Annotated in this window: 17 protein-coding genes; 3 read left to right on the top strand and 14 right to left on the bottom strand. The window is 70.3% G+C overall.

What is annotated here, in order from left to right; translation table 11 throughout:
* Positions 1-38 precede the first annotated feature (38 nt).
* Positions 39-2,954 carry a preprotein translocase subunit SecA gene (secA, locus tag SALPAC4_RS0114535; protein ID WP_019870945.1) on the bottom strand — a complete coding sequence of 972 codons (2,916 nt, stop codon included), beginning with the start codon at positions 2,952-2,954 and terminating at the stop codon, positions 39-41.
* 167 nt (positions 2,955-3,121) lie between these two features.
* On the opposite strand from secA, the gene SALPAC4_RS27760 reads away from it, so the two are divergent.
* Together SALPAC4_RS27760 and SALPAC4_RS0114525 are read left to right on the top strand one after the other, a co-directional pair.
* Positions 3,122-3,277 (top strand): hypothetical protein, encoded by a 156-nt coding sequence (locus tag SALPAC4_RS27760; RefSeq protein ID WP_019870944.1) that lies wholly within the window; start codon positions 3,122-3,124, stop codon positions 3,275-3,277.
* Positions 3,274-4,401, top strand: coding sequence for a GNAT family N-acetyltransferase (locus SALPAC4_RS0114525; protein WP_019870943.1), 1,128 nt, complete (start codon positions 3,274-3,276; stop codon positions 4,399-4,401). The genes SALPAC4_RS27760 and SALPAC4_RS0114525 overlap by 4 nt, the downstream gene beginning before the upstream one ends.
* Before the next feature lie 41 nt (positions 4,402-4,442).
* Here SALPAC4_RS0114525 and hpf read toward each other — a convergent pair whose 3' ends face one another.
* The 13 genes from hpf to SALPAC4_RS0114460 form a co-directional block, all read right to left on the bottom strand.
* Complete coding sequence (gene hpf / locus SALPAC4_RS0114520; protein ID WP_018729665.1) at positions 4,443-5,069, bottom strand: ribosome hibernation-promoting factor, HPF/YfiA family; 627 nt, start codon at positions 5,067-5,069, stop codon at positions 4,443-4,445.
* A gap of 245 nt (positions 5,070-5,314) precedes the next feature.
* Positions 5,315-6,013 (bottom strand): ComF family protein, encoded by a 699-nt coding sequence (locus SALPAC4_RS0114515; RefSeq protein WP_019870942.1) that lies wholly within the window; start codon positions 6,011-6,013, stop codon positions 5,315-5,317.
* Between the two features lie 6 nt (positions 6,014-6,019).
* Positions 6,020-7,789, bottom strand: coding sequence for an LpqB family beta-propeller domain-containing protein (locus SALPAC4_RS0114510; RefSeq protein ID WP_019870941.1), 1,770 nt, complete (start codon positions 7,787-7,789; stop codon positions 6,020-6,022).
* On the bottom strand, positions 7,786-9,459 hold the full coding sequence (mtrB, locus tag SALPAC4_RS0114505) for an MtrAB system histidine kinase MtrB (RefSeq protein ID WP_027644539.1): 1,674 nt from the start codon (positions 9,457-9,459) through the stop codon (positions 7,786-7,788). Before mtrB ends, SALPAC4_RS0114510 begins: the two co-directional genes overlap by 4 nt.
* A 90-nt stretch (positions 9,460-9,549) precedes the next feature.
* The gene (gene mtrA / locus SALPAC4_RS0114500) at positions 9,550-10,239 is read right to left on the bottom strand and encodes an MtrAB system response regulator MtrA (protein ID WP_011904877.1); all 690 of its coding nucleotides are present in this window, start codon (positions 10,237-10,239) and stop codon (positions 9,550-9,552) included.
* A gap of 323 nt (positions 10,240-10,562) precedes the next feature.
* Positions 10,563-12,053 carry an adenosylhomocysteinase gene (ahcY, locus tag SALPAC4_RS0114495; RefSeq protein WP_018737125.1) on the bottom strand — a complete coding sequence of 497 codons (1,491 nt, stop codon included), beginning with the start codon at positions 12,051-12,053 and terminating at the stop codon, positions 10,563-10,565.
* A 274-nt stretch (positions 12,054-12,327) separates the two neighbouring features.
* The gene (manA, locus tag SALPAC4_RS0114490) at positions 12,328-13,491 is read right to left on the bottom strand and encodes a mannose-6-phosphate isomerase, class I (protein ID WP_019870939.1); all 1,164 of its coding nucleotides are present in this window, start codon (positions 13,489-13,491) and stop codon (positions 12,328-12,330) included.
* 3 nt (positions 13,492-13,494) lie between these two features.
* A complete protein-coding gene (locus SALPAC4_RS0114485) occupies positions 13,495-14,466 on the bottom strand; it encodes a cation diffusion facilitator family transporter (protein ID WP_019870938.1) in 972 nt (323 codons plus the stop codon).
* A gap of 43 nt (positions 14,467-14,509) precedes the next feature.
* Positions 14,510-15,706, bottom strand: coding sequence for an SIS domain-containing protein (locus SALPAC4_RS0114480; RefSeq protein ID WP_019870937.1), 1,197 nt, complete (start codon positions 15,704-15,706; stop codon positions 14,510-14,512).
* Positions 15,703-15,888, bottom strand: a complete 186-nt coding sequence (locus SALPAC4_RS0114475; protein ID WP_018254105.1) for a Trm112 family protein — start codon at positions 15,886-15,888, stop codon at positions 15,703-15,705. Before SALPAC4_RS0114475 ends, SALPAC4_RS0114480 begins: the two co-directional genes overlap by 4 nt.
* Positions 15,889-15,948: 60 nt before the next feature.
* A complete protein-coding gene (locus SALPAC4_RS0114470) occupies positions 15,949-17,334 on the bottom strand; it encodes a phosphomannomutase/phosphoglucomutase (protein ID WP_019870936.1) in 1,386 nt (461 codons plus the stop codon).
* 96 nt (positions 17,335-17,430) lie between these two features.
* Positions 17,431-18,480, bottom strand: a complete 1,050-nt coding sequence (locus SALPAC4_RS0114465; protein ID WP_019870935.1) for a hypothetical protein — start codon at positions 18,478-18,480, stop codon at positions 17,431-17,433.
* A 128-nt stretch (positions 18,481-18,608) separates the two neighbouring features.
* Positions 18,609-20,048 (bottom strand): aldehyde dehydrogenase family protein, encoded by a 1,440-nt coding sequence (locus SALPAC4_RS0114460; RefSeq protein WP_019870934.1) that lies wholly within the window; start codon positions 20,046-20,048, stop codon positions 18,609-18,611.
* 75 nt (positions 20,049-20,123) lie between these two features.
* Here SALPAC4_RS0114460 and SALPAC4_RS0114455 point away from each other — a divergent pair, with 75 nt between their 5' ends.
* Positions 20,124-21,404, top strand: coding sequence for a GAF domain-containing protein (locus SALPAC4_RS0114455; protein WP_019870933.1), 1,281 nt, complete (start codon positions 20,124-20,126; stop codon positions 21,402-21,404).
* The last annotated feature ends 19 nt before the right edge of the window (positions 21,405-21,423 follow it).

The raw sequence follows: 21,423 nt of genomic DNA, 5'->3' as shown, positions 1-21,423 counted from the left end.
AGGTGCGCGCGCAACGCGTGCACCTTCTCACAGGCCGGTCAGGCGCCGCCGTTGGGCGAGCCGTGGCAGCGCTTGTACTTACGGCCCGAGCCACACGGACACGGCGCGTTGCGCGATGGCCCGTTGCCGCCCTCGGCCTGCCCCGGCGCCGCCCGGCGGGCGGTGCCGGCGGCGACGGCGTGGCCACGCCCACCGCTGCCTCGCCGCTGCGGGGCGGTGGGAGCGGTCTGCCCGGGGGCAGCCGGAGCGGTCATGGCAGGACGCCCCTCCTGCGATGCCGCCTCGTCGGCCCGCTCGACGGCGACCGAGCCGCGCCCGGCCTCGCCGTCGACAGTCGGCGCGGAGTATTGCAGGCCCTGCTGTTGCGGCGCACGGCCAAGGCCCTTGGCCCGGACCTCGACCGGCTTCTCCAGGAGCTTGACCTCGTCAGCCGCCGGCTCCGGCTCCTGAACCTGCACGTCCAGGTTGTAGAGGAAGCCGACCGTCTCCTCCTTGATGCCGTCCATCATGGTGGCGAACATGTCGAAGCCCTCGCGCTGGTACTCCACCACCGGGTCCCGCTGGGCGTAGGCCCGAAGGTTGATGCCCTCCTGGAGGTAGTCCATCTCGTAGAGGTGTTCGCGCCACTTGCGGTCGATCACCTGGAGCAGGACCATCCGCTCAAGCTGGCGGACACCCTCCGTGCCAAGCTGCTCCTCGCGGCGGTCGTACGCGGCGTTCGCGTCCTCCTTGAGCCGGCTGAGCAGGAAGTCGACATCGATGCTCGCCCTGGATCCGCCGGCCTCCTCCTCCAGCTCCTCAATGGTGATGCCCACCGGGTAGAGCTGCTTGAGACTGGACCAGAGCTGCTCGAAATCCCAGTCCTCGGCGTAGCCCTCCGCGGCGGCGCCGCGGACATACGCCTCGACGACATCGTCAATCATGTTCCGGACCTGGTCCGACAGGTCCTCGCCGTTGAGCACCCGAAGCCGCTCAGCGTAGATCACCTGCCGCTGCTTGTTCATGACCTCGTCGTACTTCAGGACGTTCTTGCGGAGCTCGGCGTTCTGGGACTCGATCTGCGACTGCGCGGTCTTGATCTGGCGGGTGACCATCTTCGACTCGATGGGCACATCCTCCGGGATGTTGAAGCGCTCCATGACGGCCTCGACGGCGCCGGAACGGAAACGCTTCATCAACTCGTCCTGCAGCGACAGGTAGAAACGGGACTCACCCGGGTCGCCCTGGCGGCCCGACCGGCCGCGCAGCTGGTTGTCGATCCGCCGGGACTCGTGCCGCTCAGTGCCCAGCACGTAGAGGCCGCCGGCGGCGGAGACCTCCTCCGCCTCGGCCTCGCAGGCCTGCTTCCAGGTGGGCAGGACCTCCTCCATCGCCTTGGCGTACTCCTCCTCGTGCTCGGCCGGGTCGAGCCCGCGCTGGCGCAGCTCGTTGGCGGCGAGGAACTCGGGGTTACCACCGAGCAGGATGTCGGTACCGCGGCCGGCCATGTTGGTGGCGACGGTGACCGCACCCTTGCGGCCGGCCTGGGCGACGATCTCCGCTTCCCGGGCGTGGAACTTCGCGTTCAGCACCGAGTGCGGGATGCCCCGGCGGCGCAAGAGCTGCGAGAGGATCTCGGAATTCTCCACCGAGACCGTACCGACGAGCACCGGCTGGCCGGCGTGGTGCCGCTCGACGATGTCGTCAACGACCGCGTTGAACTTGGCCTTCTCGGTCTTGTAGATGACGTCGGAGCGGTCCTCCCGGACCATCGGCCGGTGCGTCGGGATGGTCACCACCCCGACCTTGTAGACCTTGTTGAACTCGCCCGCCTCGGTCTGGGCGGTACCGGTCATCCCGGCGAGCTTCGCGTAGAGGCGGAAGTAGTTCTGGAGGGTGATGGTGGCGAGGGTCTGGTTCTCCTGCTTGATCTCCACCCCCTCCTTGGCCTCGATCGCCTGGTGCATGCCCTCGTTGTAGCGACGCCCGTGCAGAATGCGGCCGGTGAACTGGTCAACGATCAGGACCTCGCCCTCGCTGACGATGTAGTCCTTGTCCCGCTTGAAGAGTTCCTTCGCCTTGATCGCGTTGTTCAGGTAACCGACCAGCGGCGTGTTGACCGACTCGTAGAGGTTGTCGATGCCGAGCCGGTCCTCGACCTTGCCGACCCCCCGCTCCGTGACCGCGACCGTGCGCTTGGCGTAGTCGACCTCGTAGTCGCCCTCACCGTCCTTGCCGGCCTGGAGCCGGGCGACCACCGCGGCGAACTCGCCATACCAGCGGGCGGAGTGTTCGGCCGGGCCGGAAATGATCAGCGGGGTGCGGGCCTCGTCGATCAGGATCGAGTCGACCTCGTCCACAACAGCGAAGTTGTGGCCTCGCTGGACCAGGTCCTCCTTCGACCAGGCCATGTTGTCGCGCAGGTAGTCGAAGCCGAACTCGTTGTTGGTGCCGTAGGTGATGTCGCACTCGTAGGCGGCGCGATGCTCGGCGGCGGGCCGGTTGGGCAGCACGACGCCGACGGTGAGCCCAAGGAACTCATGCACCCGGCCCATCCAGGCGGCGTCCCGCTCGGCCAGGTAGTCGTTGACCGTGATCACGTGCACGCCCTCGCCGGAGAGCGCGTTGAGGTAGACCGGCATGACCGAGGTGAGGGTCTTCCCCTCACCGGTCTTCATCTCGGCGATGTTGCCGAAGTGCAGCGCTGCGCCACCCATCACCTGGACGTCGTACGGGCGCTGGCCAAGCACCCGGGCAGCGCCCTCGCGACAGACCGCGAACGCCTCGGGCAACAGGTCATCAAGGGTCTCGCCGCCCTCCAGCCGTTCCCGGAACTGCGCGGTCATCTCCCGCAGCTCGTCGTCGGTGAGGTTGACGTAGTCGTCCTCGATCGAGTTGACGGCGGCGGCAATCGCCTTGAGCCGGCGCACCAGGCGCCCCTCGCCCGCACGGAGGACCTTTTCCAGAATCGACACGGATCAACGCTCCCCTAGACAGTCTCGAACCATCGTAGGCGTTCCATCGCGGCGATGGTCACTGGTGGCGGGGTCCGATCCGCCGAAGCGGACATAACGTACGCGGTCTGAGCGGGTGGACCTAATCCCGTTACGCCGTGGGCGAACGATCCGGCACGATGGCTCAGATGAGACGAATCGAGCTCAATAATCCGGACGGGGAGTCCCCCGCAGAGCGGCCGGCCGGGATCGACACCCCGTCGGGGCGGATCGAGACCGGGTCTGGATCGGTCAAGACCCGGTCCGGACCGGCCGACATCGCACCCGGGCCGGATGCGGCATGACGCCGGAGACCATTGACGGGCCCGGAATCCGGCTGCGCCTGTCCCACCTCGAGGACCTCCCCGACACGATGGCCGCCTGCTCCGACCCGCTGGTCCAGCGCTTCCTGCCGGCGCTGCCGTCGCCGTACACCGAGGCGGACGCCCGGTGGTGGATCACCGAGGGGGCGCCCGCGGCCTGGGCCAACGGCGGGGCCGCGTACGCCATCACGGATCGCGACACGGACCGGCTCCTCGGCACGGTCGGGCTGAACGACCCGGCCCCCAGCCGCCAGGAGGCGGCGATCGGTTACTGGGTCGCCCCGTGGGCGCGGGGGCGCGGCGTCGCCACTGCGGCGACCCAGACCCTCGCCGACCGGGCGTTCGCCAGCGGGATTCGCCGGCTGGAGCTCCTCACCGTCCCGGAGAACATCGCCAGCCAGCGGGTGGCGCTGGCCGCCGGCTTCCGCCCCGAGGGCGTACGCCGGTTGGCGAGCCGCGGCCGAGACGGCGAATGGGCTGATCTCCTCACCTGGGCGCGGCTCGCCGACGACCCCCCGGGGCCGGCTCCACGGCTGCTGCCGGACCTACCCGACGGCCGGCTCACCGACGGCGTGGTGGAGCTCCGGCCACGCGGCCCGCAGCACGCGGAGGCCATGTACCACCTGCACACCCAGCCCGAGACGGTCGCCGTCCTGGCGCCGCCGGAGCCGCCGCGACGGGCGGACATCGAACGGAACTGCCGGGAGGTGCAGTCCCGCTGGTTGCGGGACCAGGTCGCGAACCTGGTCATCATCGACGCGAGCAGCGGGGCCATCGCCGGCCTCTGCCAACTTGTCCTCGACAATCCGCAGTTCCAACAGGGCATGGTCGGCTACGGCCTGCTGCCGGCCTGGCGCGGACTCGGGTACGCCACCCGCGCGGTCCGACTGCTCGCCGAGTGGGGATTCACCGAGGTCCGGCTCGGCCGGATCTGGGCGGATACCCACGCCGGCAATGTCGCCTCGGAGCGGGTGTTGGCACGGGCCGGGTTCCGCCGGGAGGGGCGGGTGCGCGGGCGCTTCCCCGCCGGCGACGGACTCCGCACGGACAGCACGCTCTTCGGCCTGCTCCCGGGCGACCTCAGCGAGACACCCGGAGCACGCTGAGCCGCTACCGGCCCGGTGCGCCCCGGCCCGTACCTGGGGCCTCAGACGGCCAGGGAGATGATCCCGTAGTCGTAGGCATGCCGCCGGTAGACGACGCTGGGCCGACCGGACTCCTTGTCCTGGAACAGGTAGAAGTCGTGCCCGACCAGCTCCATCTGGAACAGGGCGTCGTCAATGGTCATCGGCTCGGCGGGGTGGACCTTCTCCCGGGCGATGTGCCACGGCTGGTCGTCGCGCTCCTCCTCGGCCCGCTCGGCGACCGCGGTCGCCGTGGCAGCGTCGGCGGACAGGGGGCCGGCGACGAGGTCGGTCACCGGAAGCCCGGCGGTGGCGGCGGCGACGGAGATGGGGGCGTGCCGGCCGTGGTGGACCCGACGGCGGTCGGCTGCCCGACGCATCCGGGCGTCCAGCCGGGCGATGGCCGCGTCGAGCGCGCTGTAGAAGTCGCTCGTGCCCGCCTCGGCCCGCATCACCGGACCCCGGGAAAAGCAGGTGATCTCCACCCGCTGGCAGTGGTCCGCCTGACGCGGATTGCGCTCATGGAACAGCTCGACATCAACCCGGATGATCTTGTGATCGTAGCGCTCGATCTTGGCGAGCTTCTCCGCTACGTGCACCCGGAAATGATCTGGAACTTCGACGTTCCGGCCCTTGACCACGATGTCCACGTGACCTCCCTTGTTCGGATGGTCGTTACTGCGGTACCCCGGTCGCACCCTCGGGACGGTCCCACTCGGCGTCGACCGGTCAGTGCGGCTACGCCTCCCTTCACCGTCGGGAGGTGGGAGAACTCCTCCTTCCCCCGACAGCAGAACGCTAACTCCTGTTCCGCCGACCGTCACCCCTGGTTTTCAGGACAGTCCAGGATTTTTCCTGAATCGTTCACCAAGGGGGAGAAAGAAAACACGATCGGTTACCGGGGTTGCCTCCGCTCGGTCGCCGCGAGCACCGCCGCCACCGACGGCACCCGACCGGTCGCGGTCAGCACGCGACTAACCGCGGCGAGCGTCGAACCGGTGGTAACGATGTCGTCCACGACGACCAGCGCCGTACCCGCCGGCAGCGGCCGGCCCCGGGCCCGAAACGCCGCGGCGGCCGACGCCGCCCGGCCCGCGCTGTCCAGAGTCACCGAGTCCGGCCGGGGCAGCGCCCGCACCGCGGAGCGGACCTCGACCGGCCAGCCGGCCCGCCGCAGCCGCTGCGCGCAGTGCCGGGCCAGCCGGCTGAGGTGGTCGCCGTAGCGGGCACGCGCCGCGGCCGGGGTGTCCGGCACCGGCACCAGCGACACCGGGCGCACCGGGCCGACCGCGACCGCCACCACCTCGGCGAGCAGCGCGCCCAACGGCCTCGCCAGCCCATGCCGGCCATGGTCCTTGTACGCGAGCAACACCTCACGCAACGGGCCGGCATAGGGGCCGAGCGCCACGCAGGGCGGCAGGCCTTCCGGGGCCGGCGTCGGGCGTACCGGCCTCGGTCGCAGGTCGCCCAGCGCCGCGACGCACTCCGGGCAGACGCCCTGCCGCAGCCCGGGCCGCTGGTCTCGGCAGCCGGCGCACTCCACCGGCAGCACCAGTGCGCCAAGGTCCTGGACGACTCGGCCGAGGCCCCGCATCACTGGTCAGAAGAGGAGGAGGGGCGCGGACGGGTCGCTCGCGTGAGCATCGGTTGACGCGATGTCCCGAACCTGGTCCGGAGTGATCCGCTTCATCGGGAAGCCCTGGTACGCCACTTCGTTGGCCTCATACATCACCGTGCCGTACGGGGCCTCCGGATGCGCCGGGTACGCCGTCAGGTGCGTGACGATGGCGCCGGTGACATGCAGGTTGGTCTCCCGGGCCCCATCCACTCCGACCTCGTAGAGCACTCGTTTGCCGCCCTTCGCGCCGGCCAGAACCAGACTGTTCTCGCCGTACCAGTCGACTGCGGTGAGCCCGGTGAGGGAGGTGGGGCTACGGCGGGGCGGCCCGACGGCGAGCGTGTCCCCATCGTGACTGACCGCTGCCAGGTAGAGCTCGCCACCGCTGACGATCGCCAGCCGATGCCCGTCCAGGGCGGCGGCCACCGCTGTCACGCTCTCCAGGCTCAGCTGCACCAGGTCCAGCTTGGCCGCCTCGTCAAAGCGGTACAGCTGGCCGTCGGCGACGACCAGGCCGACCGGCAGCTGCGGTTGCGCCGACCGTAGCCAGAGCGGGCGGCTCATCGTCCGGAACGTCTCCTGACTCTCCGCGAACGCGGTGAGGGGGGCGGAGCCGACCTCCACCGCGAGTCGTTGCCGCCCGCCGCCGGCATCGACCGTGAGTGCCGCGAGAGTACGTTGGCCGGAGCGGCTGATTCCGGCCGAGAACACCTTGTCGTTCGCGGCCGGCGCCACTGGGACGGCCGCTGGGCCGAGGGAACGAATCGCCCCCTCGTAGATGCAGAAGGGCTGCGGGAGGGATTCGACCTGATAAACCGGATTCAGCCTCCGGTGCTGCCCCATCTCCTCGATGATCAACTGCGACTGGTTGCGGATCTTCAACTCAAGCTGCCCGGTCAACTCCGGCAACGACCACACGAGTTGGGTGGCGAGCAGCCTCAGCCGGTCGCGGTCCGCACCGGTCATGTCCAGGTTGACCTCCCAACGATCGTCCGTCCGGGTGGCGTTGTTGATCAGCTTGGTGCCGTCTGGCAACCCGCTGATCGCCCGCTTCAGCCAGGCGGAGTGGCCGCCGACCAGCCACCGGACCACCTCACTGACCAGTCGGTCCTCGGGCACGGCGCGGGCCAGGTAGCGCTGGTCGGGCACCAGGCGTAGCCGGTCGGAACTCCAGAAGTAGATGGTCCAGGGCTTGTAGTACTCCTGCAGCGCCTCGACGCTGAGTAGGAGCACGTTTGGCGGGTCCGTCACATACCACTCGACCTCGTCCCCGCCCTCCGGCGAGAAGGGGCTCAGCCCGAACTCGTACGTCTCGGGGGTGGCCTCCGGTGGCCCCAGCACCCCGTCGGCGGTCAGCTGCCCGACCTGCTGCACCGTGAGGGTGACCTGGATCTTCTCCGGCCCGGGGACGATGACCGGCTCCTCGACCAGCCGCACCACGGTCAGCGCGACCTCGCTCCCCTCCTTCTGCGGCAGCCGGGCTCGCTCCTCCGGGACGACGAACTCGCTGACCCGGTCGTACGACCCATCTGGCTCCCCGGCCGCGGCAGCGAGGAAGTAGTCGACGAACTCCTCCCGGCTGTCCGCCGTGGTACGAGATGGCGGGGCGGACCGGCCCCCGCTACTCGTACCCGTCTCGGCCGCCGGTCCGGGACCCTCGCTGCGCACCTCGGTCTGGCTTGGGATCCCGCAACCGGCCGCGGTGACGAGAAGGACCCCACCGAGCAGGCCACCGAGTATCTGGCGGCTCACGACCGGACCTCCGCACCGTCGACCGGTGCGGGACCGACCGCCAGCGCCCCCGCACTGCCCTGACCGATGGCGAGCAACCCGCCCTCGCGTGGGCCGCCACACGGCAGCTGCGCGTCGCCGGGAACCAGTCGCAGCGGCGAGGAGGTCAGCCGGTCGCCAGCCCGCGCCGGCAGGGTGAGCCGGAACTGAGCCCCCTGCCCTGGCGCGCCCCACGCCTCCAGCCACCCGCGGTGCAGCCGGGCGTCCTCAAGGCTGATCGACAAACCCAACCCGGTGCCCCCGGTCTGTCGGGCCCGCGACGGGTCGGCCCGCCAGAACCGGTTGAAGATCAACTTCTCCTCCCCGGGTTTGAGCCCCAACCCGCGGTCGCGCACGGTGACCGCCACCGCGGTCTCGTCCGCCCCCAGGGTGATGCGTACCGGCTTACCCTCACCGTGCTCGACGGCGTTGCCGACCAGGTTCCGCAGGACCCGTTCGACGCGACGCGGGTCAACCTCGGCGATGACCGGGCCCCCCGGCAGATCCAGCTCGACGGTGACCCCGACCCGCTCGGCGAGAGAGGCCAGCCGACCCACCACCCGGTGCACGACCGGCACCAGGTCGGTGGGTTCGGCGTCCAGCGCGGCGAAGCCGGCGTCGAATCGACTGATCTCCAAGAGGTCGGTCAGCAGCTCCTCGAACCGATCCAGCTCCGTCTGGAGCAGCTCGGCGCTCCGGGCCACGGCCGGGTCGAACTCATCCCGTTCGGCGAAGATCAAGTCTGCGGCCATCCGGACCGTGGTCAACGGAGTCCGCAGCTCGTGCGAGACATCCGAGGTGAAGCGACGTTGCAGCCGCGACATCTCCTCCAACCGGAGGATCTGCCGTTGCAGGTTGGTCGCCATCTGGTTGAAGGACTCGGCGAGCAGCGCCAGATCGTCCTCGCCGTTGACCGCCATCCGCTGGTCGAGCAGGCCGGCGGAGAGGCGTTGCGCGGTCCGGGCGGCCACCCGGACCGGCGTCACCACCAGCCGGGTCACCAGGGCGGCGAGCAGCCCAAGCAGCACCACCAGGGCGAGACCGGTCCCGACCACGGTCGCCCGGGCGTCGGCCGCGGTCTCGTCCTGCCGGGTCAACGGAACGAGGTAGTAGAGCTCGACCTGACCGAACTGGGTCGGCACCGGAGAGCCGTAGGCCAGATACTTCGTATCGGTCTCGCCGAGGCGGCCGGTACTGATCTGACTGGCGACCTCACCCCCGGCGACGGTGGCGCGCAACTCCGGGCTGATCAACGAATTGAGGTTGCTCACCACCGGGGCGGTTCGGGTTTGGATCACTCCTTCGGCGTTGTCCGCGATCAGGGCGACCACCACCCCGGTCGCCTGCTGGGGGTCGCCGCCGGCCAGGTAGTTCACCGTCCCGTCAACGGTCTCCTGGAACTGCGCCTCCTCCGGCTTGTGGTAGAACCCGAGCTGCTTCGCCGCGTACGCCGCACCGCTGTTCAGCCGGGTCTGCACATCGGTCTCGGCGTTCTCCAGCAGGATGCTGGTGATCTTGTCTGCGATGAGGTATGCGAAGCCACCGACCAGCAGGCTGGAGGCCAGGAGCGTGATGGTCACCACCCGCAGCTGCAACGAGCGCCGCCAAGCCTGGTGCAGCCCGGCGACCAGCCGCGCGCCGCACGCGCCCACGGCACGCCACAGCTCCCCGGCGGCGAGGCGGCGCGGGGAGCCGGTCGTGGTGGGATCGGGAACCAGGGAGTCGGCCACAGTGTGGCCAGGTTATCCGGTACCCGCCTTGTAGCCCACGCCGCGCACGGTGAGGATGATTTCCGGGCGCTCCGGATCTGGCTCGATCTTGGCCCGGAGCCGCTGGACGTGCACGTTGACCAGGCGGGTGTCGGCGGCATGCCGGTACCCCCAAACCTGTTCCAACAAGACCTCCCGGGTGAAGACCTGCCGCGGCTTACGGGCGAGCGCGACCAGCAGGTCGAACTCCAACGGCGTGAGCTTCACCTCCTCGCCGTTGCGGCTGACGGTATGCGCCGGCACGTCAATGGTGATCTGGTTACCCGGGGGACCGATGGTGAGCAGCTCGGGGGCCGCATCCTCACCCCGGCGTAGCCGGGCCCGCATCCGGGCCACCAGCTCCTTCGGCTTGAACGGTTTCACCACGTAGTCGTCCGCCCCGGACTCCAGCCCCAGGACGACATCAACCGTGTCGCTCTTGGCAGTCAGCATGACGATCGGTACACCCGACTCGCCCCGGATCGACCGGGCCACGTCGATGCCACTCATGCCCGGCAGCATGAGGTCGAGCAGGACGATGTCCGGCCGGTTCTCCCGGAACGCGGCCAGGGCACGTTCGCCATCGGCCACGAACGAAGGCAGGAAGCCCTCGCTGCGCAGGACGATGCCCAGCATCTCGGCGAGGGCGGGGTCATCGTCAACCACCAGTACCCGAGCTCTCATGGGATTAATCTTCCATCCCCATCTCCGTCATGGGATCCACCTCCGCCTCCGGAGCGGGATCCACCGTCCGCTGGCGTCGATGCCGTCGGCCGTCGGCACGCAGCACCCCACGGCCGGGACGTCACCACCAGCCACGCGGGTCAGCTGATCGGACCAGTCTGCCACCATGATCCCTGGGTGTGCCCACCGGCGCCAGCACCGAAGATGCATTTCGGTGCGTACCCCGGGCTGGCCGCGTGATGCAGCGGCCGCCGGGGGCCGGCCGGCCCCGCCCATCGGGTGGGGCCGGCCGGCACACGAGTTCACACCGCTCTGGGCGCGACTCAGTAGCGGTAGTGGTCCGGCTTGAACGGACCCTCCTGCTGCACCCCGAGGTACGCCGCCTGCTCCTTGGTCAGGGTTGACAACCGCGCACCCAACGCGTCCAGGTGCAGCCGCGCGACCTTCTCGTCCAGGTGCTTGGGCAGCACGTGCACGCCCGTCGGGTACTCGTCGGTCTTCGTGAACAGCTCGATCTGAGCGATCGTCTGGTCGGCGAAGCTGTTGGACATCACGAACGACGGGTGGCCGGTGGCGTTGCCCAGGTTCAGCAGCCGCCCCTCCGAGAGCACGATCACCGCGTGCCCGTCATCGAACCGCCACACATCCACCTGCGGCTTGACGTTCTCCCGCGTCACATCCGTCCGACGCGCCAGCCCCGCCATGTCGATCTCATTGTCGAAGTGGCCGATGTTACCCACGATCGCCTGGTGCTTCATCCGCGCCATGTGCTCGTTGGTAATCACATCGAAGCACCCGGTCGCCGTGATGAAGATATCGGCGGTCTCCACCACGTCTTCCACCGTGGCAACCTGGTAACCATCCATCGCCGCCTGGAGCGCACAGATCGGATCGATCTCGGCCACCACCACGCGGGCACCCTGGCCGCGCAGCGATTCCGCGCACCCCTTGCCCACGTCGCCGTAGCCGATGACCACCGCGACCTTGCCACCGATCAGCACATCGGTGGCCCGGTTAATCCCATCGACCAACGAATGCCGACATCCATACCGGTTGTCGAACTTGCTCTTCGTTACCGCATCATTAACATTGATCGCCGGGAACAGCAGCGAGCCCGCCCGGTGCATCTCATACAAGCGGTGCACACCCGTGGTCGTCTCCTCCGTCACGCCACGGATACCGCTCGCCAACCGGGTCCACTTTCCGCCGTCGCGCTCCAGCGACTGACGCAGCAGGTCAAGGAACACCGTGAATTCTTCGCTGTCGCTGGCGTCCGCCGCCGGCACCGCACCGGCCCGCTCGAACTCGACGCCCTTGTGCACCAGCATTGTGGCGTCGCCACCGTCGTCAAGGATCATGTTCAGACCCTCGTCACCCGGCCAGGTCAGCGCCTGCTCGGTGCACCACCAGTACTCCTCCAGCGACTCGCCCTTCCAGGCGAAGACCGGCACTCCCGCCGGCGCCTCCGGGGAGCCCTCCGGACCCACCACCACGGCGGCAGCGGCATGGTCCTGGGTGGAGAAGATGTTGCAGGACGCCCACCGGACCTGCGCTCCCAACACCACCAACGTCTCGATCAACACGGCCGTCTGCACAGTCATGTGCAGTGAACCCGAAATCCGCGCACCAGCCAACGGCCGCGACTGCCCAAACTCCTGCCGAAGCGCCATCAAGCCCGGCATCTCATGCTCCGCGAGCCGAATCTCCTTGCGCCCAAACGCAGCAAGCGACAGGTCCGCAACCTTGTAGTCACCGTCGGAGACAGTGGTGGGCTGGGACGTCCCGCTGGCGGACGCCGGAAGGGTGCTGGTCATGAAGTACTCCTGTCGACGATGTGCAGCGCGATAAACACCTTACGCGCGCGTACCGGTCGACCGCGCCCCTCCCCGGACAGCGCACGAGGCGGTCGGCCCCGGGAAGAAAGCTCCGTCCCTGGTCCGACCGCCCCGCACATCCCCCCGGTTTGGTTCCCCACACGCTCCCGAGACCGTCGTCGCGACAACGCTGTGTGCTTAAAGCGTCACACTGCGGTCCAACCGAGTCAAGCTATTTCGGAAAAGTCGGATTTGCGTGTTGCTGGGGTGTGGCTCAGCGCAGCCCGGAGCTCGCCACGTACGCCTCGCCCGTACCCGCGATCCGCAGCTCACCGGCGGCAGCCGGACTCACCGCGGCCTGCCCCGGCCCCAGCTCCACCGAGCCGGCACCGTCGTCCACGGTAAGGGCGCCGGCACCGCAGAGCACCACCCGCGGCCCGACCAGCGGCACCGTCACCTCCGGCCGATCCGAGCCCACCTGCACCTGGTACAACGCAAAGTCATCCACCGGCACCGGCCAGCAGACCACGCCGGGCGCGACCGGCACCGCCCGCACCACCGGGTCGTCCAACACCTCGAATCGCAGCACCCGCAGGAGCTCGTCAACGTCGATCCGCTTCGGCGTCAACCCCCCGCGCAGCACGTTGTCGCTCGCCGCCATGATCTCCACGCCGGTGCCGCGCAGGTACGCGTGCAGGTTCCCGGCCGGCATCCAGATCGCCTCCCCCGGCGCGATCCGCACCCAGTTGAGCAGCAGCGCCACCAGCACGCCGGGGTCGCCCGGGTAGCTGTCGGCGAGCGACCGGGCCAGCCGTGCGTCCGGACTCTCCACCGCCGCCGACGCCACCGCCGCCACCAGCCCGGCACGCTGGTCGGTGGGGAAGGTCAACAGGAGACGAACCGCGTCGGCGAGCCCTGCCGCCCCCGTCCGCAAGGCGGCCACCACCGGCTCCAGCGACGGTACGCCGAAAGCGGCAAGCACCTCCGCGGACTCTGCCGGATCACGGAACCCGCAGAGCGCCTCCATCGGGGTCAGCGCCACCAGCAGCTCCGGCTTGTGGAACGGGTCCACGTAGTTACGCTGCCCCGCCTCCCGCGCCGCGTCGGCGGCGTGGCCGGCGCGGGCCTGCTCCGGGTCGGGATGGGCCTGAAGACTGAGCGGCGCGTCGGCGGCGAGGACCTTGAGCAGGAACGGCAGCCGAACGCCGAACCGATCAACGACCTGCTGGCCCAACCAGTGCCCCGGCTCGGCCGACAACAACTCGACCAGACTGACCCGGGTCCCGTCCCGGTCCACGCTGGCCGGTGCGCCCGGATGCGCGCCCAACCACAGCTCCGCCTCCGGCTCCGGACTCGGCGTAGGTCGCCCCTGAAGGGTGGCGATCGCCGAGCGGGAGCCCCAGGCATAGTTTCGGATCGGCCCGTACAACAATTCCATGGGTCAACCCCCAGACAGCCCGACGTTCTCGCCGGGTTCACTTTCGGTCCGCTCAGCACCAGACGCGACGAAGATGTCCGGCTCCAGATAGATCACCCGGGCGATCGGCACGGCGGCGCGGACCCTTGCCTCCACCGCGTTGATCCCCCGGGCCAGCTCCTCAGCACTGCCAACCGAGGTGACGGCGACCTTCGCCGCCACCATCAACTCCTCGGGGCCGAGGTAGAGCGTCTTCATGTGAATGATTCGCTCGACCTCTCCACCGGCGGTCATCGCCTTCTCGATCGCCTCGACCTCGTGCGCCTCGGCGCCCTCACCGAGGAGCAGGCTCTTGGTCTCGATGGCGAGGATGACCGCGATCACCACCAGCAGAACACCGATCATCGCGGTACCGGCGGCGTCCCACCGGCCATCGTTGGTGGCCAGGGTCATGCCGACCCCGAAGAGCGCGAAGATCAGACCGACCAGCGCACCCAGGTCCTCCAGGAGCACCACCGGCAGCTCGGGAGCCTTGGCCCGCCGGACGAACCGCACCCAGGACTGCTTTCCACGGACGCGATTCGACTCCTGGATCGCGGTCCGAAAGGAAAACGTCTCCATGACGATCGCGCTCACCAGGACAACGACCGGGACCCACTGCCAGCTCTCGATGCCCTCCGGGTGCGACCACTTGTGGTACGCCTCGTACAGGGCGAAGAGACCACCAACACTGAACAGGACAATGGAGACAATGAACGCATAAATGTAGCGTTCCCGGCCGTACCCGAACGGGTGCTGTGGGGTCGCGGCACGCCTCGCCCGCCGCCCACCGATAAGCAGCAGGCCCTGGTTGCCGGCGTCTGCGACCGAGTGGATCGATTCGGCCAGCATCGACGACGAGCCGGTCAGCAAGAACGCGATGAACTTCGTTACCGCGATACCCGTGTTGGCCAACAGCGCGGCGATGATTGCCCGTGTCCCGCCACTGGCGCTCACGCCGCGGCCCCACTTCGCTGGGCTGCGGCGCCCCTACCTGCGCTCACTGATTGGCCAACTCCTTCATCTCGGTGACCGCGGGAACGGCCATCGGATCCAGGCCATGCGCCAGCGCGAGATAGATCGAGGCGAAGTCCGGCACCGCGATCAGCGAGGCGAGCCGCTCCAGGGCCGAGCCGCCTTCGGCGGTGACCACGTCCACGCGCACCCCCCGCCGCTCGGCGAGGGTCTGGACCGCGTCCGCGCGCCGCTCCTCAACCGCGAGCGGCTCGTCGGCGTCGTCCTCCGGATTGAGGCCACCGTCGCGCAGCAGCACCAGCCGCAGCCGAGTCCCCACCGCCTTCGTCAGGTCGGGATCGGCGAAAATGTCCCGCTCCCCCTCCGCCAGCCCGCCGAAGACCCCGTCGAGCAGGCCGACCCGGCCGCGACCGGCCTCGCCCAGTGCCCCGGAGACAACCGGGTACCGGGCGTTCGCCGAGAGGGTGTCGCCGAAGCGGCGGGCCGCGACGGTGGCCAGTGGTGACGACCCCCAGACGATCGGGATCGAGCCGGCCAGACCCAACGCGAGGGACTTGGCCGGATTGACGAAGGACTCAGCGGACGGCCGACACCGATCGGCCTCGGCGTCCAGTCGAGCGGCGGTCTCCGCCAGATCCGCCTCGTTGACCTTGACCAGACCGAGCATCCGGGCGGCCAGCAGCACCGGCACGGTCAACGCCCAGAGACTCGCTCGCGCCGGGGCCCGTCGGGGTACCGGAATGAACGGCGCACGGGCCCGCTCCGCGACCGACTGTAGCCGGGAGTCCGGGGCACCGACCGCGACCAGCCGGGCACCCCGCCGATGGGCCGCCTCCGCCGCACCGAGCGCCTCCGGGCTACGGCCGGAGGCGCTGACCGCGATCACCACGTCGGCGGCGCCCACCCAGCCGGGCACGCCGGCGCTGCGATGTGGGATCACCGGTACCGGGCAGCGCGGCCCGGCGACCGTCGCCAGCACGTCGCCGGTCCGCCCGGCCGTGCCGATACCCGCGATGACAACCGCGCGCGGACGCCCCTCGTCGGCCAACACCGACAGGTTGGCCTCGGCGGCGAGGGCGGCGGACTCGCGAACCTGCGCCCCGCCGGACGCGATGTGCCGCAGCATCCCACCGGGGTCCCGCTCGGCGAGCGCCTTCAGATCATCCAGCAGGGCCTCGTCGACTTCCCGGCGGCCACTGACCCCGGCCGTACCGTCGATCACGACCGCTCCGCCGGGCCGCCGCGCGCCTCATCCAGCAGGAGCACCGGCACGTCGTCGCGGACCTCGAAGATCCGGCCGCACTCGGTGCAGGTGAGCGTCTGCGCCCCGGCGTCATAGTCGAGTGGGGCGTGGTGTGTGTCCGGGCAGGCGAGAATCTCCAGCAACTGCGGATCCAGGGCCACGGCGCGGCTCCTTCCACCTCTGGGCTACCGGTCGGTGGCGCCCGACCGGCGCACGGGATCTTATCGGCGAACCCGGTCGAGCACCGCATCGCGGAGCGAGGCCATGCGTTCCCGGGTCGGGGCTTCGACGTTGAGCCGCAGCAACGGCTCGGTGTTGGAGGCCCGTAGGTTGAACCAGGCACGGTCGGCGAAACGCAGGGTGAGGCCATCGGTTTCGTCGACTTCCGCGTCCGGGTACGCGGCCCGGACCTCGGCCACCCGCGCCGCCTGGTCCGCCACCGTAGAGTTGATCTCGCCGGAGGCGACGTACCGCTCGTACTCGCCGGCCAGCACCGACAGCGGCAACGACTGCTCACCCAGCGCTGCCAAGGTGTGCATCGCGGCGAGCATCCCGGTGTCGGCGAACCAGAAGTCCCGGAAGTAGTAGTGCGCGGAGTGCTCGCCGCCGAAGATGGCGTTGGTCCTGGCCATCTCGGCCTTGATGAACGAGTGCCCAACCCGGGACCGGACCGGTTGCCCACCGTTCTCCCGGATAATCTCCGGCACGGCAGCCGAGGTGATCAGGTTGTGAATCACCGTCGAGCCGGGGTGCTTGGCCAGCTCCCGAGTGGCGACCAGCGCGGTGATCGCCGACGGGGACACCGGCTCCCCTCGTTCGTCCACCACGAAGCAGCGGTCAGCGTCGCCGTCGAACGCCAGGCCGACGTCCGCCCCCCCGGCCCGCACCGCCCGTTGCAGATCGACCAGGTTCTTCGGATCCAGCGGATTCGCCTCGTGGTTGGGGAAGGTGCCGTCCAGCTCGAAGTAGAGCGGCACAATCTCCAGCGGCAACGCTGCCAGCGCGGCATCGCCGAGCACCGTCGGGACCGTGTAGCCACCCATGCCGTTACCGGCATCCACCACGACCTTCAACGGTCGAATCCGGCTCAGGTCAACCAGCTTGCGCAGGTACGCCGCGTAGTCCGTGAGCAGATCGCGCTGCTGGACCGGCGCGCTCGGCGAACCCGCCGGCTGGGCGTCATCCGCCTCCAGCAGCGCCTGGGCCCGCGCCCGGATCTCCGCCAGGCCACTGTCCTGCCCAATCGGGCGGGCTCCCGCGCGGCACATCTTGATGCCGTTGTACCCGGCCGGGTTGTGACTCGCCGTGAACATCGCCCCCGGCAGGTCGAGCGACCCGGAGGCGTAGTACAGCATGTCGGTCGAGGCCAGCCCCAGCTCGATGACCGCCCGGCCGGTGGCCCGGACGCCGGTGGCGAAGGCCGCCGCGAGCCCGGGGCCACTGTCCCGCATGTCGTGCGCGATCAGCACCGCGTCGCCGGATTCCCCGCCATCGTTCAGAACCTGGGCAAAGGCGGCACCAAGTGCCGCGGCGACCTGCTCGTCCCACTGGTGCGGCACCACCCCACGCACGTCGTAGGCCTTCACGATCTGGGACAGGTCAGTCACCGTGCTCCGCTCCTCGCGCTGGCGTCGTCAACGGCCTGAGCGTATCGGAGCACAGCGGATCGCTCCGGCCCAGCCGAAGAGCTGACGGTATCTGGCTCAGTCCGGCAACCGGGGGATGAACCGGGTACGGTCATCCGGCGCCGGCGCGGCCGGCCCGCGCTGGCCGGGAATTGGGGGCACCGGCGGGGTGCCGGGTACGCCCGGCACCGGCGGAGGGCCTGGATGGGCCGTCCCACCCGACACCGGCGGTGCGCCGTCGGGGTGGGTGCCGTAGAGCCCCGGGTTTGGGCGCTGCGCTGCCGGACTGCCGTACAGGCCCGGCGTCGCCGGACGCCCGGGAACCGGCGGCTGACCGGGGCCGGAATACCCGAACCCAGCGGGGTGGATGCCACCGGCGGGGACCGACCGGTCCTCCCGGAACCGCCGGACCAGCAGGACGATCAGAACGACGCCGACCGCGACCATGGCCAGGCCGGCGTAGAGGAAGCCCGAACCACCGGACGACCGAGCCGGTGCCGCGCTGTCCGCGGCACCCCCCGGATCGGTTAGCGCGTCAACGGCCGTTGACGCCGCCGCGGTGGCGGCCTCCGTCGCCGCGACGGTCGGCACCGGCGCGGCGCTGGACGTCGGAGCGCCGGCGGGGCTACCGCCGGTCACCTTGGCAGAGTCGGAATCTCGACCGATCACCTGGCCGTCCGTGCTGACGGCCTCACCGACAACGGTGAGTTGCCCGTCCACCGTGTCCGCGGCGAACGCCACCTCGTACTGCAGCTTGACGCGCTTGCCCTTACAGAGCTGCGGGTTCTCTGGTGACGTCGCGGCGGTAGCCACCCCGCCCCGGCCAGCGGATAGCTCCACTGGAAGCCACCGGCCCCCGGCATTGACCTGCGCCCGCACCTGATCCGCCCGGAGGCCGTTGAGGTAGAGGGTGAGCCCGACCCGCAGCTGCACGCAGCCCTCGGTGCGCTTGCGTACCTCGACCGCGACCTCCTCCGCCGAATCACCGGCCTTGAACTTCCCGGCCGCGCTGACCCGCACCGTGTCCTCGGCGGCCGACGCGGGCGACACACCCAGCGCCAGCAGGGTGCCAGCACCCACGCAGACCACCGCGAGCCGTGCCGTGGACCGCCAACCCGCCATGATCACCTCGCCGTTCCTCCCTGCTCTGGGTCGCCGGTCAGGCTACTACCGCGAACCGACGGCACTTGGCCCGACGGCGTCCCGCGCCCCCGGACCGCCGGCCGACTCGGCGGCACGACCAAGCCGTCGCAGACTTAACCGGCGATCCCGGTGAGGACCAGGACCCGGGGTTCGGTGTAGTCGTCCATCGCGCTGCGAACCCCCTCCCGCCCGACGCCAGAGCCCTTCACCCCGCCGTACGGCATCTGATCGGCCCGGTACGACGGCACATCCCCGACGATCACCCCACCCACCTCCAGCACCTGTGCGGCACGGAAAGCGGTATCCAGCCGGTGGGTGAAGACACCCGCCTGCAACCCGTACGCCGAGTCGTTGACCGCGGCGAACGCGGCGTCGTCGGTGCTCGCCCGGGCGACCACCAGCACCGGCCCGAACACCTCCTCGACACTGACCTTGGCGTCCCGCGGCACCCCAGACAGCACCGTGGGCGGGAACACGGCCCCGACCCGGCGCCCACCGACCTCGATGGTGGCGCCCGCCGCGACCGCCTCGTCCACCCACGCCTCGACGCGGCGGGCGGCTGACTCCGAGACCAGCGGACCGACCTCGGTCAGCTCGGACGAGGGATCGCCCGTGCGCAGCGCCTGCACCGCCGCGACCAGCCGGGGCAGGAACCCGTCGTAGAGCCACTCGTGCACGTAGACCCGCTGCACCGCGATGCAGGACTGGCCAGCCTGGTAGTTCGAAAACGTCGCGATCCGCTGCGCGGCGTAGGTCAGATCCTCCTCCGTGCTCCAGTCCTCGCAGATCACCACGGCCGCGTTGCCACCCAGCTCCAGGGTGACGTGCTTCTCCGGTATCGACCGACGGATAGCCGCGCCGACCGGGCCGGAGCCGGTGAACGACACCACCGGCAGCCGCGGGTCGGCGACGAGGCCGGCGGCCTGTTCGTTGGGGAGCGGCAGGACCGAGAACATGCCCTCCGGCAGGTCGGTCTCGGCCAGCAGCTCACCGAGGAGTAACGCGGACAGCGGAGTGGCCGGGGCCGGTTTGACGACGATCGGTGCGCCGACCGCGATCGCTGGCGCGACCTTGTGCGCCACCAGGTTCAACGGAAAATTGAAGGGGGAGATCCCCAGCACGGGGCCCCGCGGTGCCCGCCGCACCAGAGCCAGCCGGCCGGCGGCGGCGGGGTCGGTGTCCAGGCGCTGCAGCTCCCCGGAGAAGCGCCGGGCCTCCTCGGCGGCCCACCGGAACGTCGCGAGCGCCCGCTGCACCTCGGCGCGCGCCCACTTCACCGGCTTGCCGTTCTCCGCGGTGATCAGTGCCGCCACCTCGTCGGCCCGCTCGGCGAGCCGCTGGGAGACGTGCGCCAGAGCCGCTGCGCGCCGGTAGGCAGGGAGGGCCGCGGCGGTCGGGGCCACCGCGGCTGCCGCCGCGACGGCGGCCTCAACCTGATCGCCGGTGGCGAAGGTGGTCCGCCCGACAAGACGGTCGTCGTAGGGATGGCGCACGGTCAGCTCCCGCTCACCGTTGGCGGGGCGGGAGGCGACATAAAAGGCTACGGACTCCACATCGAGCAGCGTAGACGAGGCACCACTTGGCGATCTGGGGTGAGCTGCGTCACGATGGGCGCCAGGAGGTCACCCATGGCTGACCCGTGGCTCGCCCTGGAAATCGGCGTCGATCCGGCGGAGCGGATCGCGCAGGTGGGTGCCGCCCACACGGCCTTTCTCACCGGGGCGACGCCACAGCGGGTGCGGGAGGTGGTACGGCGGTCATGGGAACGGTCGATGCCCCTCGACCCGGAGGGCACCCCACCCGTCGACCTCGTTGACGACGTGCTGGAGAGCTACCGGGCCGGGCACCCGCTGGCCCCGGTGCTGCCGATCTTCCGGGACCTGCTCGGTGGGATCGCCCAGGACGGCGCGCACCTGATGGCGGTCTGCGACACCCACGGCCGGCTGCTCTGGGTCGAGGGGCACGCAGGCGTACTGCGCCGGGCCGAACAGATGAACTTCGTGCCCGGGGCCCGCTGGGACGAGACGCACGCGGGCACCAACGCGCCGGGCACCGCTCTCGCCATGGACCACAGCGTGCAGATCTTCGCCACCGAACACTTCAGCCGCCGCGTCCAGCGCTGGACCTGCGCCGCCGCGCCGATCCATGATCCGGCCACCGGTCGAATTCTCGGGGCGGTCGACATCACCGGCGGCGATCACCTCGCCACTCCGCAGAGCCTGGCCCTGGTCCGGGCCACGGCCCGGGCCGCCGAGGCGTTCCTGGCCGGGATGGCACCGGTCGAGCCGGACGTCGTGCAGGTGGCCGCGCTCGGCCGGGACGAGGCCCAGCTACGGGTCGGCGGCCGCCGGATTCGGCTCGGCCGGCGGCACAGCGAACTACTGGTGTTGCTGGTGGACCACCCGGAGGGACGCACCGGGGAACAGCTCGCCCTCGACCTGTACGGCGAGCACCGTTCGCACCCCGTCACGCTCCGGGCCGAGCTGTCTCGGCTGCGCCGCGTACTCGGCCCGGAGTTGCTCGACTCCCGCCCGTACCGACTGCGCTGCCGGGTACGCGCCGACTTCCGTACCGTCACCGACCGGCTGGAGCGGGGTGACCCGGCGGGCGGGATCGACGCGTACTCCGGGAGCCTGTTGCCCGGCTCGGAGGCGCCGGGAGTGGCCCGGCTGCGCCGGCTGGTTGACGGGCAGCTCCGTGCGGCCGTGCTGGCCTCCGCGGACCCGGCGCTGCTCGTCTCCTGGACCGCGACCACCGCCGGCACCGACGACCTGACCGCTTGGGAGCTCCTGGCGCGGGTACTGCCGCCGGGCGCCCCACGCCGGCCGCTCGCCCTGGCGCGGGCCCGCCAGCTCGCCCGGGAGTACGGCGTCCCGCGTGCAACGTCCCTGCAACGTCGAGAAAAATAGGGTCGACGCCGTCCACTCC

The sequence above is a fragment of the Salinispora oceanensis genome (assembly GCF_000383575.1).
GTDB lineage: Bacteria > Actinomycetota > Actinomycetes > Mycobacteriales > Micromonosporaceae > Micromonospora > Micromonospora oceanensis.
Note: the sequence above shows the minus strand (reverse complement) of the source record. Positions and strands in the feature narration are given on the sequence as shown.

Excerpts from the sequence above, each read along its gene's own strand:
- SALPAC4_RS27760 (WP_019870944.1), top strand. The coding sequence starts at position 3,122 with ATGAGACGAATCGAGCTCAATAATCCGGACGGGGAGTCCCCCGCAGAG.
- SALPAC4_RS0114525 (WP_019870943.1), top strand. The coding sequence starts at position 3,274 with ATGACGCCGGAGACCATTGACGGGCCCGGAATCCGGCTGCGCCTGTCC.
- SALPAC4_RS0114515 (WP_019870942.1), bottom strand. The coding sequence starts at position 6,013 with ATGCGGGGCCTCGGCCGAGTCGTCCAGGACCTTGGCGCACTGGTGCTG.
- mtrA (WP_011904877.1), bottom strand. The coding sequence starts at position 10,239 with ATGAGAGCTCGGGTACTGGTGGTTGACGATGACCCCGCCCTCGCCGAG.
- ahcY (WP_018737125.1), bottom strand. The coding sequence starts at position 12,053 with ATGACCAGCACCCTTCCGGCGTCCGCCAGCGGGACGTCCCAGCCCACC.
- manA (WP_019870939.1), bottom strand. The coding sequence starts at position 13,491 with ATGGAATTGTTGTACGGGCCGATCCGAAACTATGCCTGGGGCTCCCGC.
- SALPAC4_RS0114455 (WP_019870933.1), top strand. The coding sequence starts at position 20,124 with ATGGCTGACCCGTGGCTCGCCCTGGAAATCGGCGTCGATCCGGCGGAG.